This is a genomic window from Pseudomonas sp. 14P5.3.2 (assembly GCF_057799175.1).
The window spans coordinates 1-14501 of the sequence record NZ_JBYOKU010000065.1 but is presented as its reverse complement, the minus strand read 5'-3'; the positions used below and the strand labels follow the sequence as shown (position 1 = coordinate 14501).

14 protein-coding genes are annotated in these 14501 nt (G+C 63.5%); 12 read left to right on the top strand and 2 right to left on the bottom strand.

The genetic code is table 11. The features are described 5' to 3' along the window. The first annotated feature begins 32 nt into the window (after positions 1 to 32). Genes AC27VU_RS28755 through AC27VU_RS28740 form a run of 4 tightly spaced genes read left to right on the top strand, consistent with a single transcriptional unit; the run spans position 33 to position 2897 of the window. Positions 33 to 815 (top strand): ABC transporter permease, encoded by a 783-nt coding sequence (locus AC27VU_RS28755; RefSeq protein WP_488725398.1) that lies wholly within the window; start codon positions 33 to 35, stop codon positions 813 to 815. Continuing rightward, positions 815 to 1663 carry an ABC transporter ATP-binding protein gene (locus AC27VU_RS28750; RefSeq protein ID WP_488725397.1) on the top strand — a complete coding sequence of 283 codons (849 nt, stop codon included), beginning with the start codon at positions 815 to 817 and terminating at the stop codon, positions 1661 to 1663. Before AC27VU_RS28755 ends, AC27VU_RS28750 begins: the two co-directional genes overlap by 1 nt. Next, positions 1660 to 2622, top strand: a complete 963-nt coding sequence (locus AC27VU_RS28745) for a HEAT repeat domain-containing protein (protein ID WP_488725396.1) — start codon at positions 1660 to 1662, stop codon at positions 2620 to 2622. Before AC27VU_RS28750 ends, AC27VU_RS28745 begins: the two co-directional genes overlap by 4 nt. After that, positions 2619 to 2897 carry a DUF971 domain-containing protein gene (locus AC27VU_RS28740; RefSeq protein WP_488725395.1) on the top strand — a complete coding sequence of 93 codons (279 nt, stop codon included), beginning with the start codon at positions 2619 to 2621 and terminating at the stop codon, positions 2895 to 2897. Before AC27VU_RS28745 ends, AC27VU_RS28740 begins: the two co-directional genes overlap by 4 nt. 55 nt (positions 2898 to 2952) lie before the next feature. On the opposite strand, the gene AC27VU_RS28735 is transcribed toward AC27VU_RS28740, so the two are convergent. Beyond that, complete coding sequence (locus AC27VU_RS28735; RefSeq protein WP_488725394.1) at positions 2953 to 3690, bottom strand: TorF family putative porin; 738 nt, start codon at positions 3688 to 3690, stop codon at positions 2953 to 2955. Between the two features lie 184 nt (positions 3691 to 3874). Next, complete coding sequence (locus AC27VU_RS28730) at positions 3875 to 5617, bottom strand: amidohydrolase (protein WP_488725393.1); 1743 nt, start codon at positions 5615 to 5617, stop codon at positions 3875 to 3877. Between the two features lie 103 nt (positions 5618 to 5720). Between AC27VU_RS28730 and AC27VU_RS28725 the strand changes: the two genes are divergently transcribed. From AC27VU_RS28725 to AC27VU_RS28690, 8 genes are all read left to right on the top strand, one after another. After that, positions 5721 to 6638: a LysR family transcriptional regulator gene (locus AC27VU_RS28725; protein WP_488725392.1), complete on the top strand. Its 918-nt coding sequence runs from the start codon at positions 5721 to 5723 to the stop codon at positions 6636 to 6638. Between the two features lie 38 nt (positions 6639 to 6676). After that, a complete protein-coding gene (gene lexA / locus AC27VU_RS28720; protein ID WP_488725391.1) occupies positions 6677 to 7294 on the top strand; it encodes a transcriptional repressor LexA in 618 nt (205 codons plus the stop codon). Continuing rightward, a complete protein-coding gene (gene imuA / locus AC27VU_RS28715) occupies positions 7294 to 7911 on the top strand; it encodes a translesion DNA synthesis-associated protein ImuA (RefSeq protein ID WP_139053725.1) in 618 nt (205 codons plus the stop codon). Before lexA ends, imuA begins: the two co-directional genes overlap by 1 nt. Before the next feature lie 7 nt (positions 7912 to 7918). Next, the gene (locus tag AC27VU_RS28710) at positions 7919 to 9334 is read left to right on the top strand and encodes a Y-family DNA polymerase (protein WP_488725390.1); all 1416 of its coding nucleotides are present in this window, start codon (positions 7919 to 7921) and stop codon (positions 9332 to 9334) included. Continuing rightward, entirely contained in the window at positions 9331 to 12408 is a 3078-nt protein-coding gene (locus AC27VU_RS28705; protein WP_488725389.1) for an error-prone DNA polymerase, read from the top strand. The genes AC27VU_RS28710 and AC27VU_RS28705 overlap by 4 nt, the downstream gene beginning before the upstream one ends. A gap of 269 nt (positions 12409 to 12677) precedes the next feature. Continuing rightward, a complete protein-coding gene (locus tag AC27VU_RS28700; RefSeq protein ID WP_262143421.1) occupies positions 12678 to 13364 on the top strand; it encodes a CsgG/HfaB family protein in 687 nt (228 codons plus the stop codon). Between the two features lie 28 nt (positions 13365 to 13392). Beyond that, complete coding sequence (locus AC27VU_RS28695; protein ID WP_003225593.1) at positions 13393 to 13761, top strand: DUF4810 domain-containing protein; 369 nt, start codon at positions 13393 to 13395, stop codon at positions 13759 to 13761. After that, positions 13758 to 14417 carry a DUF799 domain-containing protein gene (locus AC27VU_RS28690; RefSeq protein ID WP_003225580.1) on the top strand — a complete coding sequence of 220 codons (660 nt, stop codon included), beginning with the start codon at positions 13758 to 13760 and terminating at the stop codon, positions 14415 to 14417. The genes AC27VU_RS28695 and AC27VU_RS28690 overlap by 4 nt, the downstream gene beginning before the upstream one ends. The last annotated feature ends 84 nt before the right edge of the window (positions 14418 to 14501 follow it).

Here is a 14501-nt window from a genome sequence, read left to right as displayed (position 1 = left end):
CACAAGGGGGATCTCGGTTGAGAGGAAAAATTGTGTACCGATCATTTTCACGCTGGGTTCCAAGGGCCGCTTCTTTGCTGCTCTGCCTGCTGTTCTGGCAACTCGCCGCGAGCCACCACTGGAACCTTGGCCTGGTCACCTTCGCCAACGTGCCAACCCCACTGGCCGTGATCGAAGCGGCGCTGGGTCTGGGCGATTCCGGCAAGTTGCTGCAACACCTGACCGCCAGCCTCAGCCGCGTGATCGCCGGCTATCTCGCGGCATTGATCATCGGCATCGCCCTGGGTCTCGCCATCGGCCGCTCGAAATGGGCCGAAGACCTGCTGTTGCCACCACTCGAAGTGCTGCGTCCGATTCCGGCGGTGGCGTGGATTCCGTTGGCGATCCTGATGTTCCCGTCGTCGGAGCTGTCGATGGTATTCATCACCTTCACCGGTGCGTTGTTCCCGATTTTGCTCAACACCGTGCACGGGGTGGAAGGGGGCGACCCACGGTTGATCGCCTCGGCAAAAAGCCTCGGGGCAGGGCGCCGGGCGATTCTGCTGGAAGTGATTTTGCCGGGTGCCGCCCCGAGCATCATTACTGGCCTCGCCATCGGCATGGGCACCTCGTGGTTCTGTCTGGTCACGGCGGAAATGATCTCCGGCCAGTTCGGCATCGGTTACTACACCTGGGAGTCCTACACCATTCAGAACTACGCCGACATCGTCGTCGGCATGCTGCTGATCGGTGTGCTGGGCATGGGTAGCAGTCTGCTGATCAAGCGTCTGGGCGGGCTGTTCACGCCCTGGCACCGACCACGAGGAAAAGCCTGATGAGCGCAATGCAAAACCCCGAAGGGCGGATCGATATTCGCCAGTTGTCGATCGTTCTCGGCGAAGGCCAACACGCTTTCGAGGCCGTGCAGGGGCTGGATTGTCAGATCGAGCCGGGCCAGTTCGTGTGCATTCTCGGCCCGTCCGGTTGCGGCAAATCGACCTTGCTCGGTGCACTGGCCGGGCACCTGCAAGCCCATGCCGGCAGCCTCAAAGTGGATGGCGGCGAGGTCTGCGGGCCGTCGCCGCAACGTGGCATGGTGTTCCAGCATCACACGCTGTTTCCCTGGCGTACGGTGCGCGACAACGTCGCTTTCGGCCTGAAGATGCGCGGCATCGGCAAGGCTGAACGGCATCGCGCGGCGGACGAAATGCTCAAACTGGTCGGCCTCGACGGCTTCGCCGAACGCTGGCCCGATCAGCTCTCCGGCGGCATGCAGCAACGGGTCGAGATCGCTCGGGTGCTGGTCAACCGTCCACGGCTGTTGTTGATGGACGAACCGTTTGGTGCGCTGGATGCCTTGACCCGCTTGAACATGCAGGAACTGCTGCTGGACATCTGGACGCGCATCCGCACCACCGTGGTGTTCGTTACTCACGATATCGACGAGGCGCTGTTTCTCGCCGATCGCTTGCTGGTGATGAGCGCGCGACCGGGGCGAATCATCGAGGACCTGCGCCTGGACTTCCCGCGTCCGCGTACCAGCGAACTGGTGACCAGCCCCGAATTCTCCCGCCTCAAACGCCATTGCCTCGACCTGCTGCGCCACGACAACCCCCGACCGCTGCCGCGCCTCAACCCGCTCGGCCTGCCTCCCGAAAACCCTTTGCCGCGATTTGCCCTATGACCTCATTTTTTGCTGTGACCGATAACGACGACATCCTTGCCCTGCAACCGCGTCTGACCGCTGACGATGCCGGTGTACGGCGCATTGCCCTGATCGAACTGGCTGATCTGGAAGAGCCGGACGGGCTGCTGTGGCTGGTTGAAAAACTGAGCGAAGATCCCGCCGAAGAAGTCCGCGCCGAAGCCGCGCGGCTGCTGGAAGCCTGGGAGGACGAACCGGTGGTGGCTGCGCTGTGTCAGGCGCTGACCGATCCGTCTCCGGCCGTGCAGGCAGCCGCCGCGCAAAGCCTGAGTCTGCTCAAAACCGAAGCGGCAGGCCGGGTGATTCTGCCGTGGACCGATCACGCCGAAGTCAGTGTGCGAATCGCCGCGTTCCGTGCCTTGCGCGAACTGCGTTTCGCCGAGGCCGCACCGGCTGCAATTACCGCGCTGAACGATGCCGATGCCAACGTACGCCGCGAAGCCGTGGGCGTTCTGGGCTGGCTCAAACAGCTCGACGCACTGCCGGCCCTGGCGCGACTGGCCAGCGCCGACCCGGACACCGAAGTGCGCCGCGCCGCCACCGGTGCCCTCGGTCTGGCGTCCGGTGCCGAAGTGCTGCCGGCCCTGCGTCAGGCACTGCAGGACGCTGCCTGGCAAGTGCGCGAAGAAGCGGCGACAACCTTGGGCAAAGTCGGCCACAACGACGCCGGTCCGGCGTTGATCGCCGCCCTCGGCGATGACTATTGGCAAGTGCGCTTGCGCGCCACTCGCAGCCTCGGTCGTTTGCGTTTTGCTCCTGCGCTGGACGCTCTGATCGAAACCCTCGGCCACCGCATCAGCAACCTGCGCAAGGAAGCCGCGCTGGCCCTCGGTGAGTTGAATGATCGCCGCGCGGTGGCGGCGTTGCAGGCGGCGCAGGATGACGGTGATCCGGAAGTGCGCAAAGCGGTGCGGATTGCCTTGAGTCAGCTGCAATGAACCCGCTGTCGCTGGGCAATTCGCAGAGCGAGCAGACCCTGAGCCTGAGCTGGCCGGACGGCCGCGAGTCGCTGTTCAATCACGCCGAACTGCGCCGCCAGTGCCCGTGCTCGCAGTGCCGTGCGTTTCGCCTGAAAGGCGTTACTCCGCTGGTGGATGACCGTGTTCGTCTGATCGAGATCAACCCGCAGGGGTATGGCGTGCAACTGGTGTTCAGCGACGGCCATCAACGCGGGATCTACCCGTGGGACTACCTGGCACAACTTGGTTCTTAGCTTCACCACAATCATCTGTGGGAGCAAGCCTGCTCCCACAGGGGAGTCGTGATTTTCAGAAGGATTGACTCAGGCTGGCGACGACAGTGGCAGTGCACACATCCTTGAATCCCCAGTTGCTCAGGCACTGGCTCTGCGACAGATCGGTGTCGATGTAGCTCAGGCCCAACACCACCCCGGCCAGATTGTGGGTCAGCTTGACCTCCCATTCGCGATAGCTGTTCTCGCCATGCCCGGACGCCGAGTACAGGTGCGGGTCCTTGAAGTCCATGTTGCCGTAACGCAGTTTCAGCCCGGAATCGAACGGCAGCTCGGTTTCATAACCGACATAGGTGTAGAGCGAGCTCTGCTTGCTGTCGACCCCCGGCGCATCGCTGGAGTAATACGCCGCCAGCTTCACCCCGTAGACGCCGAGAATCCCGTAGACCTCGCTCTGGTTGAACTGGCTTTCCTTGGGGTAGGCGTACTTGAGGTAACCCAGATCGAGGCTGACGTCCTCGGTGGCCTGCCACAGCCAGCCGGCGTAGTAATCAACTTCCTGACGGGTTTTCAGACCACCGCCGAAATCGACGTTGGAGCTCCAGGCACCCGCGTACAAACCGCTGCTGTGCGTCAGGGTCAGGCCGGCTTGCAGGGCCGGGTCGTTTTGCGTTTGCGAGATGCCGCGGGTCCGGTAGTCGCTGGCCAGAGTCAGGTCGACCAGCACGGCGAAGTCGTCGTTCAAGGGGATCGCCTGGCTGCTCAAGGGCAACAGACTCAAGGAACTCAGGGCGAGCAAGGGCAAGGCTTTCATGTGAAGTCCCGATGTTGTGATTGTTATGGGGGCTGGAAAATGCAGTGGAAATGCTTGGGTAGGGTGAAAGTCCCTGTGGGAGCGGGCTTGCTCGCGAAAACGGTGGGTCAGGTATCGAAATGTTTGCTGACCGGACGCCTTCGGGAGCAAGCCCCCTCCCACAAAAGAGGGAGGGATCCTGTTGTTATTGGGCGGCGGTGTAGACCTGACGCCCACCAAACCAGGTTTGTAGAACCTGGGTGTCATGCAGGGCTTTTTCGTCGACGCTGAACACGTCGCGGTCGACCACGATGAAATCGGCCTGTTTGCCCGGCGTCAGCGAGCCGATCTGCTGGTCGAGGCCGATGGTCCGCGCCGCGTTGGCGGTGTAGGCGTAGAACATGGTTTCGCGGTCCAGACGCTCGTCGGCATTCAGCACCCCCAACGGGCCGACGCGGGTGATGGCCTGGGCCATGGCGTTGAACGGATTGGGCGACGACACCGGCCAGTCGCTGGCACCGGCAATCGTCGCACCCTGTTTCAGCAGCGAGTGCGCCGGGTATTGATAGCGGAAGGCGAGGGCGCTGACGTAGGGCTTGATCATGTCGGTGGTGTAGTCATCTGCGCTGGCCCACAGCAATTGCATCGAGGCGACCACGTTCAGCGGTTTGAAGCGGGCGAACTCTTTTGGATTGACCATTTGCAGGTGGGTGATCGAGTGAGTAATGCCGCTCTGCCGATCCTTGCGCGCGCGTTCGATGCCATTGAGTGATTCCCGCACCGCACGGTCGCCGATGGCGTGGATGTGCACCAGCCAGCCGCGCTGGTCGATGGCGCTGACCAGTTCGCCGAAATGCTGCGGGTCGATCAGCAGCTCGCCCTGTTTGTGCGAGTTGCGGTACGGATCGATCATCGCCGCGCTCTGCGCCGGGTACTCGATCACGCCATCGGCGAAGATCTTGACTCCGGGCAGGGTCAGGTTGGGGATGCCCTGAAATTGCTGGCGTACCTTATCCAGCGTATCGAGATCGGCCGGCAGGCTTTTCGGGTTGGCGACCAGCAACGCTGCAACGTGCACGCTCATGTCGCCGCTTTCCGACAGCGCTTTGTAGGCCGGCAGCACGCCGACGGTTTTCTCGGTGGGTTTGAGGGCGAAGACCGGCTCGCCCGGTGCGGCGTTGGCGGCGGGGTCCATCCACGCGGTGATGCCGAGGCTGTTGTTGAAGCGCACAGCGGATTTGGCCGCGGTGAGCATATCGGTCGGGCTCGGCACCGGCATTTTCGCGGCGACCCGGTCCCAGCCGGCATCGACCAGAAAGCCGTTGGGCTCGCCGCTGGCCAGTTTGCCGATCGTGTCTTGTTCCGCAGCGGGCAGGGTCTTGAGCAACGCCGCGTCGATGCCGGCGCGCTTGAGCATCACGTTGTTGGCCCACGCGGTGTGGTGATCGCTGCCGGTGAACACCACCGGCACGTCAGCCCATTCGCCGTGGTTGAAGGTCTTGCCCAGCGCTTCGGCCTGCGCCCAGTACGCTGAACTCATGCCGGCAATGCTCAGCACATCGCCATGTCTGGCCTTGCCGTCGTCACGCCAGGCGCGCAGGCGTTTTTCCAGTTCATCGAGGGCGACGACTTCGTCTTCCATGTTGGCCGAGACCATTTCCAGGCCACCAAAAATCGCGTGGGAATGGCTGTCGATCAAGCCAGGCATCAGTGTCTTGCCGCCGAGGTCGATCACTTGGGTGCTGGGCTCGATCAGTGCCTTGATCTGTGCGTCGCTACCGACTTTCAGCACTTTGCCGTTTTCCACGGCCAGCGCCTGCACCTCCGGTTGTGAACGATCGGCGGTGAAAATCTTGCCGTTGACCAGCACCAGATCGGTGGCGGCCATGGCTTCCATCGAGGCAAAACTTATAGCGGTAACCAACAGACTCGGGATGAATCTTTTCATTGAAGATTTCCTTGTTATTGCGTCTGATGGCCAGATTAGTGGCAGACACTGGCCGACAGAACGCCTTCCTCACGAAAAACGTTTTTGCCTGAATGGAAAAAGCATGGACAAGCTGGGTGCACTGAAAATGTTCGTGGTCACCGCACAGCTCGGCAGTTTCAGCCGTGCGGCCGAGCAACTGGGCAAGACTCCGTCGGCCCTGACCAAAGCGGTCAATCATCTGGAGTCGGAACTCGGCGCGCGACTGTTCGAGCGCAGCACACGGCGGATTCTGCTCACCGAAATCGGCCGGGTCTATCTGGAAACCGCGCGGCTGGTGTTGCAGCGGCTGGAGGAGGCCAGCGAGGAAATCGAGCAGCTGCAGCACGGTCTGCGCGGCAGCCTGAAAATCACTGCACCGTTGGCGTACGGGCGGGCGTTTCTCGATCAGGCGTGTGACGGCTTTTTGCAGCAATACCCGCAGATCAGCCTGCAAGTGGATCTGTGCGACGCGTTCGTCAATCTGCTGGAAAGCGGCTATGACCTGGCCTTGCGCGAAGGCCATGACGACCTGCCGGGGCTGATTGCCCGGGTGGTCGGCAGCAATCGCCTGGCCTTGTGCGGCAGCCCGGACTATCTGGCGCGCAAAGGGTTGCCGGTCACCCCGCAAACCCTCGAACAGCATGAATGGCTGCTGTATCAGCATCCGTTGCTCAGCCGCGAGTTCTGGTGGGCCGAGCGCGACGGCCAGCGCCTGAGCCTGGCGCAACCGACGGCGCCGCGCTTGCGCAGCGACAATTACGACCTGTTGCTGGCCAGCGCGCTGGCCGGACGCGGCTTGCTGCACACGCCGCTGTGGAGCGCCGCGCCGTACATTGCCGATGGGCGTCTGGTGCGGGTCATGGCTGACTATGAAATCGACCCCGACACCTTCGGCCCGCACATTCTCGCGGTGTACCCGAGCCATCGGCGGGCCACGGCCAAGGTCGTCGCATTCATCGATTACATCTCGGCATTTCTGGCCGAGCGTGGATTGAACTGACTGGCGGTCATTGCCAGCAAAAATGCGAAAGAGTACAAATGTACTCCATGACCAATCTGACTCCCCGCCGTACCGCCATCCTGACCTTTATCCGCGAACGCATCGCCGAACACGGTCAGTCCCCAAGCCTCGCTGAAATCAGCGAGGCTTTTGGTTTTGCCTCGCGCAGCGTGGCGCGCAAGCATGTGCTGGCGCTTACCGAAGCCGGGTTTATCGAGGTCAATCCGCATCAGGCCCGGGGCATTCGCCTGCTCGGGCAGCCGGCGCGACCGGAGCTCCTGGATATTCCGGTGCTCGGCCGGGTGGCCGCCGGTGCGCCGATCGGTGCCGATGCCGATATCCATAGCCGCTTGATGCTCGACCCGGCGCTGTTCTCCCGTACCCCCGACTACATGCTGCGGGTGCAGGGCGATTCGATGATCGAGGACGGCATTCTCGACGGCGATCTGGTCGGTGTGCGGCGCAATCCCGAAGCGCTCAACGGCCAGATCGTCGTGGCGCGGCTCGATGGCGAAGTGACGATCAAACGCTTCGAGCGCGTCGGCGATGAGGTCCGGCTGCTGCCGCGCAACCCGGCGTACCAGCCGATTGTCGTGCGCGATGATCAGGACCTGGCCATCGAAGGCGTGTTTTGCGGTCTGGTGAGGCAAGGCTGATGGGCGCCGTCGTTGCACTCGATACGCTGTTCAATGGCGGCCAGGTCTGGAAGGGCCGGCCTGCGCCGCCGACGGCCAGCCCGCAACCCACCGGCCATGCCGCGCTGGATGCGGCACTGCCCAGCGGTGGCTGGCCGGAAGCGGCGCTGAGCGAAATCCTCCTGGCCGGGCCCGGGGTCGGCGAGCTGCAACTGGTGTGGCCGACCCTGGCGCGGCTGTCGGCGGCGGGCGAGCGCATCGTGCTGGTGGCACCACCGTTCGTGCCGTACCCGCAGGCGTGGGCGAACGCCGGGGTCGATCTGCGTCAGTTGTCGGTGATTCAGGCCAGCGAGCGCGATGCCTTGTGGGCGGCGGAACAATGCCTGCGCTCCGGCAGTTGCGGCGCGGTGCTGTGCTGGCCGCACAAGGCCGATGACCGCGCGTTGCGGCGCTTGCAGGTGGCGGCGGAAACCGGCCAGACCCTGGCGTTTGCCTGGCGCCCGTTGAGCGAGGCGATCAATCCGTCGCCGGCCGCGTTGCGCATCGCCATCGACGCCAGACCGGCCCAGTTGCGCGTGCTCAAGTGCCGTGGCGGACTGGCGCGCACGGCGCCGATTGCGTTTGCCGTGGGGCACTGAGGTCGTCATGCGCTGGGTGTGTATCCTGTTCCCGCAATTGGCCCTCGACGCGGTGCTGCGTCAGCGTGCCGATCCTGCTGAGCCGTTGGTGCTGCTCAGTGGCCCGGCCCAGCGCCGGGTGCTGCAAGCGGTCAATCCGGCGGCGCGTCAGCTCGGCTTGCGCGCCGGGCAGTCGATGACCGCGGCGCAAGCCCTGAGCAAAGGCTTTACCACCGCCGATTACGACCTGGCCGAGGTCGAGCGCTGGCAGCAGTTTCTCGCCGCGTGGGCCTATCGTTTCAGCGCGCAGGTCAGCGTGCATTACCCGCGTACCGTGGTGTTCGAGATCGAATCGAGCCTGGGTCTGTTCGGCTCTTGGGCGCAGTTCGAAGCGCGGCTGCGCAAGGAACTGACTGGGCTGGGTTTCCGCCATCGCATCGTCGCCGCGCCCAATCCGGTGGCGGCGCGGGTGCTGGCCAACGCCTATGACGGTCTCGTGGTACCGGACGGTGAAGCCCTGCAACATCACCTCGGGCAGTTGCCCGTCGACCGCATCGGGCTGGAGCCGCAGGTCGCCACCGCGCTGACGCGTATGGGCCTGCGCAACCTGAACCAACTGCAGAGCCTGCCGCGTCAGGCCTTGGCCCGGCGCTTCGAAGCATCGATGCTCAAGCATCTCGACACCTTGTTCGGCGCACGGCCGCTGGCCTTGGCGTTCTATCTGCCGCCGGATCGTTTCGATGTGCGCATCGAACTGAATTTCGACGTGCAATCCCATCAGGCGCTGCTGTTCCCGTTACGCCGCTTGACCGCTGACCTGTCGGCGTTCCTCTGCGGACGTGACAGCGGCGTGCAGCGTTTCGACCTGCATCTGGAACACGCCGGGCTGCCGGACACGCTGATCAAGGTCGGCCTGCTCAGCGCCGAGCGCGATCCGGCGATGCTTTTCGAACTGGCCCGTGGACGACTGGAGCAAGTGCAGGTCGAGGCCCCGGTGCGTGGCTTCCGCCTGCGTGCCGAAGATCTGCCGAGTTTTGTGCCGCAGTGTCAGGAACTGTTCGATGACCGTCCGCAACAGACCTTGCCCTGGGAGCAATTGCGCGAACGCCTGCGCGCGCGGCTCGGTGATGAGGCGGTGCAGGGCCTGCGCTTTCAGGCCGACCACCGACCGGAATGTGCGTGGCAGAACGGCGTCGACAAGCAGCGTTGCAGCGGTTTGCCGAGCGTGCAGCGTCCGGGTTGGCTGCTCGGCGAGCCGCAAAGCGTGCCGGAAGGTTCGGCGCGAATCCTCATGGGCCCGGAGCGCATCGAATCCGGTTGGTGGGACGGTGACGATGTGCGCCGCGATTACTACCTGATTCAGAACCGTGCCGGTCAGCAGGGCTGGGCCTATCGGGCCGTGGGCGAGGGCGGTCCGTTGTGGCTGCAGGGCTGGTTTGCATGAACGACGACTATGCCGAGCTGCACTGCCTGTCGAACTTCAGTTTCCAGCGCGGCGCCTCCAGTGCCCTTGAGCTGTTCCAGCGGGCGAAAAAGCACGGCTATCAGGCGCTGGCGATCACCGATGAGTGCACGCTGGCCGGGATCGTTCGGGCCTGGCAAGCGGCGAAATCGGTTGAACTGCCGCTGATCATCGGCAGCGAAATCCGCATCGACAACGGCCCGAAACTGGTACTGCTGGTGGAGAACCTTGCGGGCTATCAGGCCTTGTGCGGCTTGATCACTCAGGCCCGACGGCGTACGCAGAAGGGCCAGTACCAAGTGCTGCGCGAGGACTTCAGCGAGCCGTTGCCGGGTTTGCTCACGCTGTGGGTGCCGGACAGCGTCGATGACGTGGAGGTGGGGCGCTGGCTGAAGCAGACCTTCGGCCAGCGCCTTTATCTGGCGGTGCAGCTGCATCGCGGGCAGGACGACCAGCGTCGGTTGGCGGCACTGCTTAACCTGGCGGACCAGCTGCAGATTCTCGCCGTGGCCAGCGGCGATGTGCACATGCACGCCCGTGGCCGGCGCGCCCTTCAGGACACCATGACCGCGATCCGCCATCACGTCCCGGTGGCCGAGGCCGGGTTGCGCCTGCACCCCAACGGCGAGCGGCACCTGCGCAGCCTCGACGTGTTGCGCGAGCTGTATCCGCAAGCGTTGCTCGACACCTCGGTGCAACTGGCGCGGCGCTGCACTTTCGAGCTGAGCGAGTTGCGCTATCAATATCCGAAAGAGCTGGTGCCAGAGGGTCACACCGGCAGTTCCTGGCTACGTCAGCTGACTAAAGAGGGCATCGCCTGGCGCTGGAAAAAAGGCGCGCCCTTCAAGGTGCTGAGGCAGATCAACAAGGAACTGAAGTTGATCGCCGAACTCGGCTACGAAAGCTACTTTCTCACCGTGCACGACGTGGTGCGCTTTGCCCGCGATCAGCAGATTCTCTGTCAGGGCCGGGGGTCGGCGGCTAACTCGGCGGTGTGTTTTGCCTTGGGTATCACCGAGATCGACCCGGATCGCACCACGCTACTGTTCGAACGTTTCATGTCGAAAGAGCGCAACGAGCCTCCGGACATCGACGTCGACTTCGAGCACGAACGCCGTGAAGAAGTCCTGCAATACGTGTTCCGCCGTTATGGCCGGCGGCGTGCGGCGCTGACGGCGGTGGTCAGCACCTACCACGCCGCCGGGGCGGTGCGTGACGTGGCCAAGGCCCTTGGTTTGCCGCCGGATCAGATCAATGCACTGGCCGATTGCTGCGGCCACTGGAGCGACGAAACACCGCCACTGGCACGTTTGCTGGAAGGCGGGTTCGACCCCGACAGCCCGGTGCTGCGTCGGGTGCTGAGCCTGACCGGGCAATTGATCGGCTTCCCCCGGCACTTGTCGCAGCATCCTGGCGGCTTCGTGATTTCCGAGCAGCCGCTGGACACGCTGGTGCCGGTGGAAAACGCCGCCATGGCCGAGCGCACGATCATTCAGTGGGACAAGGACGACCTCGATGCGGTCGGGCTGCTCAAGGTCGACATCCTCGCCCTCGGCATGCTCAGTGCCATCCGCCGTTGCTTCGATCTGCTGCGTCGTCATCGCCATCTCGATCTGAGCCTGGCGACGATTCCAGACAAAGACAAACCGACCTACGAGATGATCAGCCGCGCCGACACCATCGGCGTGTTTCAGATCGAGTCGCGGGCGCAGATGTCGATGCTGCCGCGGCTGAAACCGGCGAAGTTTTACGATCTGGTGATTGAAGTGGCGATCGTCCGCCCAGGGCCGATTCAGGGTGGGATGGTCCATCCGTACCTGCGCCGACGCAACAAGGAAGAACCGGAAACCTATCCCTCGCCGGAACTTGAAGTGGTGCTCAAACGCACCCTCGGCGTGCCGTTGTTTCAGGAACAGGTGATGCAGATCGCCATCGTCGCCGCCGACTACAGCCCCGGCGAGGCCGATCAGTTGCGCCGCTCGATGGCCGCGTGGAAACGCCACGGCGGCCTGGAGCCGCACAAGGAACGCCTCGCCGCCGGCATGAAGAAAAACGGCTACACCGAGGAATTCGCCGCGCAGATCTTCGAGCAGATCAAGGGTTTTGGCAGCTATGGTTTTCCCGAGTCCCACGCCGCCAGTTTCGCCTTGCTGACTTATGCCAGTTGTTGGCTCAAGTGCCACGAACCGGCGGCGTTTGCCTGCGCGTTGATCAACAGTTGGCCGATGGGTTTTTACAGCCCGGATCAGATCCTTCAAGACGCCCGTCGGCATCAGTTGCAGATCCGTCCGGTGGACGTGCGCGCCAGCGACTGGGATTGCAGCCTGGAGCCGATCAGCGGCGCGCAGCCGGCGATCCGCATGGGCCTGCGGATGATCAAGGGCTTTCGCGAGGATGACGCCCTGCGCATCGAAGCGGCGCGGGCGCGCGGGGCGTTTGCCGATGTCGCCGATCTGGGCGAGCGGGCCGCGCTCGACAGTCGCGCCCAGGCGCTGTTGGCTGACTCCGGCGCGTTGCGCGGCATGGCCGGGCATCGGCATCGCGCACGCTGGGAAGTGGCCGGGGTGCAGAAACAACTGGGCCTGTTTGCCGGGTTGCCGAGCCAGGAAGAGCCCGATGTGCTGCTGCCCAAACCGAGTGTCGGCGAGGACCTGCAAGCCGATTACGCGACCATCGGCACCACGCTGGGGCCGCATCCGTTGGCGCTGCTGCGTGGCGAACTGAAGGCGCGGCGTTGTCGCAGTTCGCAGGAGTTGCTGGACGTCGAACACGGGCGGCCGGTGAGCATCGCCGGGCTGGTCACCGGGCGCCAGCGACCGGGCACTGCCAGCGGCGTGACTTTCGTCACCCTCGAAGACGAGTTCGGCAACGTCAACGTGGTGGTCTGGCGCGATCTGGCCGAGCGTCAGCGTCAGGTGCTGGTCGGCTCGCAACTGCTCAGGGTCGATGGCCGCTGGGAGCGCGAGGGCGAAGTGAGGCATTTGATCGCCGGACGGCTGAGCGACCTGAGTCCGCTGCTGGATGGCATTCGTGTGCAGAGCCGCGATTTTCACTAAACCCAGAACACCACAAATCCCCCCTGTGGGAGCGGGCTTGCTCGCGAAGACGGTGTGTCAGCCACTTATTTGCCAACTGACACACCGTCTTCGCGAGCAAGCCCGCTCCCACAGGGGGATTTGTGTGCGTCCAAACAAGCCAATTCATTGGCGTCAAAAATATCTGTCGCCAATGATGGCACTTTGTCATAATGCCGCCCCTTTTCCGCTCCCCACCGCCTTGCCGTGCCGGGACACACCGTTTTTTTCAGAAGGAATGCACAGTGAGAATGATCTCCCGGATGTTGGTCTCAGGCGTTGCGATTGCCGTGCTCGGCACTATCGCCGGCTCCCTTGCCGGCTGCGCCACCGAAAGCTCCCGCGCACTGCCGGTGGCCAAGGTCGAGAGCGCCACGCAAGCCTGGACCGGTGCTCGCGTGCCGATGGCGGTGGGCAAGTTCGATAACCGCTCCAGCTACATGCGCGGGATCTTCTCCGACGGCGTCGACCGTCTCGGCGGCCAGGCCAAGACCATCCTGATCACTCACTTGCAGCAGACCAACCGTTTCTCGGTACTGGATCGCGACAACATGGGCGAGATCCAGCAGGAAGCGGCGATCAAGGGCCAGGCCCAGCGCCTCAAGGGCGCCGACTACGTGGTCACCGGTGACGTCACCGAGTTCGGCCGCAAGGAAACCGGCGACCACCAGTTGTTCGGCATTCTCGGCCGTGGCAAGACCCAGGTTGCCTACGCCAAGGTCAACCTGAACATCGTCAATATCAGCACGTCCGAAGTGGTGTATTCGACCCAGGGCGCCGGCGAGTACGCCTTGTCCAACCGCGAAATCATCGGCTTCGGCGGCACCGCTGCGTACGACTCCACCCTCAACGGCAAAGTCCTCGATCTGGCCATGCGCGAGGCGATCAATCGTCTGGTTGATGGCATGAACGCCGGCGCCTGGAAACCGGGTAACTGATCGACACCCATTGCAAGGAGCAACACCCATGAATCTGACTTTGTCGCGGTCGCTGCTGGCCCTGACGCTGGCCGCCAGCGCCTTGCTGGCCGGTTGCAGCAGCCCGAAAACCCTGTACCAGTGGGAAGATTACCAACCGCAGGTTTACGAATATTTCAAAGGCGAAGAGCCAAAAGAAGCCCAGGCCGAAGTGCTGGAGCGCGACCTGCAGAAGATCCGTTCCACCGGCAAGGCCGTGCCGCCGGGTTACCACGCGCACCTGGGCCTGCTGTACCTGAGCATGGGCAAGGACGATCAGATGGTGCAGCAGTTCCGCACCGAGAAAGCGCTGTTCCCCGAGTCCGGCCCGTACATGGATTTTCTGCTTAAAAACGCCAAGACCGGAGACGCCAAATGATCTCGCGTACCCTTAAACTGCTGGCCGCCGGATTGGCCCTGACCGTACTCGGTGGCTGCGTCGCACCGAAAACCGTCGACTATTCGGCGTACAAACAGGCGCGCCCGAAGACCATTCTGGTGTTGCCACCGCTGAACACCTCGCCGGACGTCAAGGCTTCCTACAGCTTGCTGTCGCAGGTGACGTTCCCATTGGCCGAAGCCGGTTACTACGTGTTGCCGATCACTCTGGTGGATGAAACTTTCCGCCAGAACGGCCTGACCACGCCGGATGACATTCATCAGGCACCGGCCAACAAGCTGAAGGAAATCTTCGGTGCCGACGCTGCGCTGTACATCACCGTGACCGAGTACGGCACGCGCTACATGGTCATCAGCAGCGAAACCGCCGTGACCGCCACCGCCAGACTGGTGGATCTGAAATCCGGCACCACGCTGTGGACCGGTTCGGCACGGGCGTCGAGCGAAGAGGGCGGCAACAACAGTGGTGGCGGCCTGGTCGGCATGCTGATCACCGCCGCGGTAAAGCAGGTGATCAACAGCTCGACCGATGCCGGATACCCGATTGCCGGCGTGGCGAGCAATCGCCTGTTGTCGGCCGGTCAGCGCGCAGGCCTGCTGTATGGCCCGCGTTCGCCGAAATACGGTACTGACTGACAATTACCGGCACGCCTGAAATCTCCTGTGGGAGCGGGGTTTGGGGGGGGGGGGGGGGGGGGTGGAGGTGTGGCTGCAGCATAC

What these genes read in the sequence shown, in the direction of transcription:
- AC27VU_RS28750 (WP_488725397.1), top strand. Translation starts at nt 815, where the DNA reads ATGAGCGCAATGCAAAACCCCGAAGGGCGGATCGATATTCGCCAGTTG.
- AC27VU_RS28745 (WP_488725396.1), top strand. Translation starts at nt 1,660, where the DNA reads ATGACCTCATTTTTTGCTGTGACCGATAACGACGACATCCTTGCCCTG.
- AC27VU_RS28740 (WP_488725395.1), top strand. Translation starts at nt 2,619, where the DNA reads ATGAACCCGCTGTCGCTGGGCAATTCGCAGAGCGAGCAGACCCTGAGC.
- AC27VU_RS28735 (WP_488725394.1), bottom strand. Translation starts at nt 3,690, where the DNA reads ATGAAAGCCTTGCCCTTGCTCGCCCTGAGTTCCTTGAGTCTGTTGCCC.
- AC27VU_RS28730 (WP_488725393.1), bottom strand. Translation starts at nt 5,617, where the DNA reads ATGAAAAGATTCATCCCGAGTCTGTTGGTTACCGCTATAAGTTTTGCC.
- AC27VU_RS28725 (WP_488725392.1), top strand. Translation starts at nt 5,721, where the DNA reads ATGGACAAGCTGGGTGCACTGAAAATGTTCGTGGTCACCGCACAGCTC.
- lexA (WP_488725391.1), top strand. Translation starts at nt 6,677, where the DNA reads ATGTACTCCATGACCAATCTGACTCCCCGCCGTACCGCCATCCTGACC.
- imuA (WP_139053725.1), top strand. Translation starts at nt 7,294, where the DNA reads ATGGGCGCCGTCGTTGCACTCGATACGCTGTTCAATGGCGGCCAGGTC.
- AC27VU_RS28710 (WP_488725390.1), top strand. Translation starts at nt 7,919, where the DNA reads ATGCGCTGGGTGTGTATCCTGTTCCCGCAATTGGCCCTCGACGCGGTG.
- AC27VU_RS28705 (WP_488725389.1), top strand. Translation starts at nt 9,331, where the DNA reads ATGAACGACGACTATGCCGAGCTGCACTGCCTGTCGAACTTCAGTTTC.
- AC27VU_RS28700 (WP_262143421.1), top strand. Translation starts at nt 12,678, where the DNA reads ATGATCTCCCGGATGTTGGTCTCAGGCGTTGCGATTGCCGTGCTCGGC.
- AC27VU_RS28695 (WP_003225593.1), top strand. Translation starts at nt 13,393, where the DNA reads ATGAATCTGACTTTGTCGCGGTCGCTGCTGGCCCTGACGCTGGCCGCC.
- AC27VU_RS28690 (WP_003225580.1), top strand. Translation starts at nt 13,758, where the DNA reads ATGATCTCGCGTACCCTTAAACTGCTGGCCGCCGGATTGGCCCTGACC.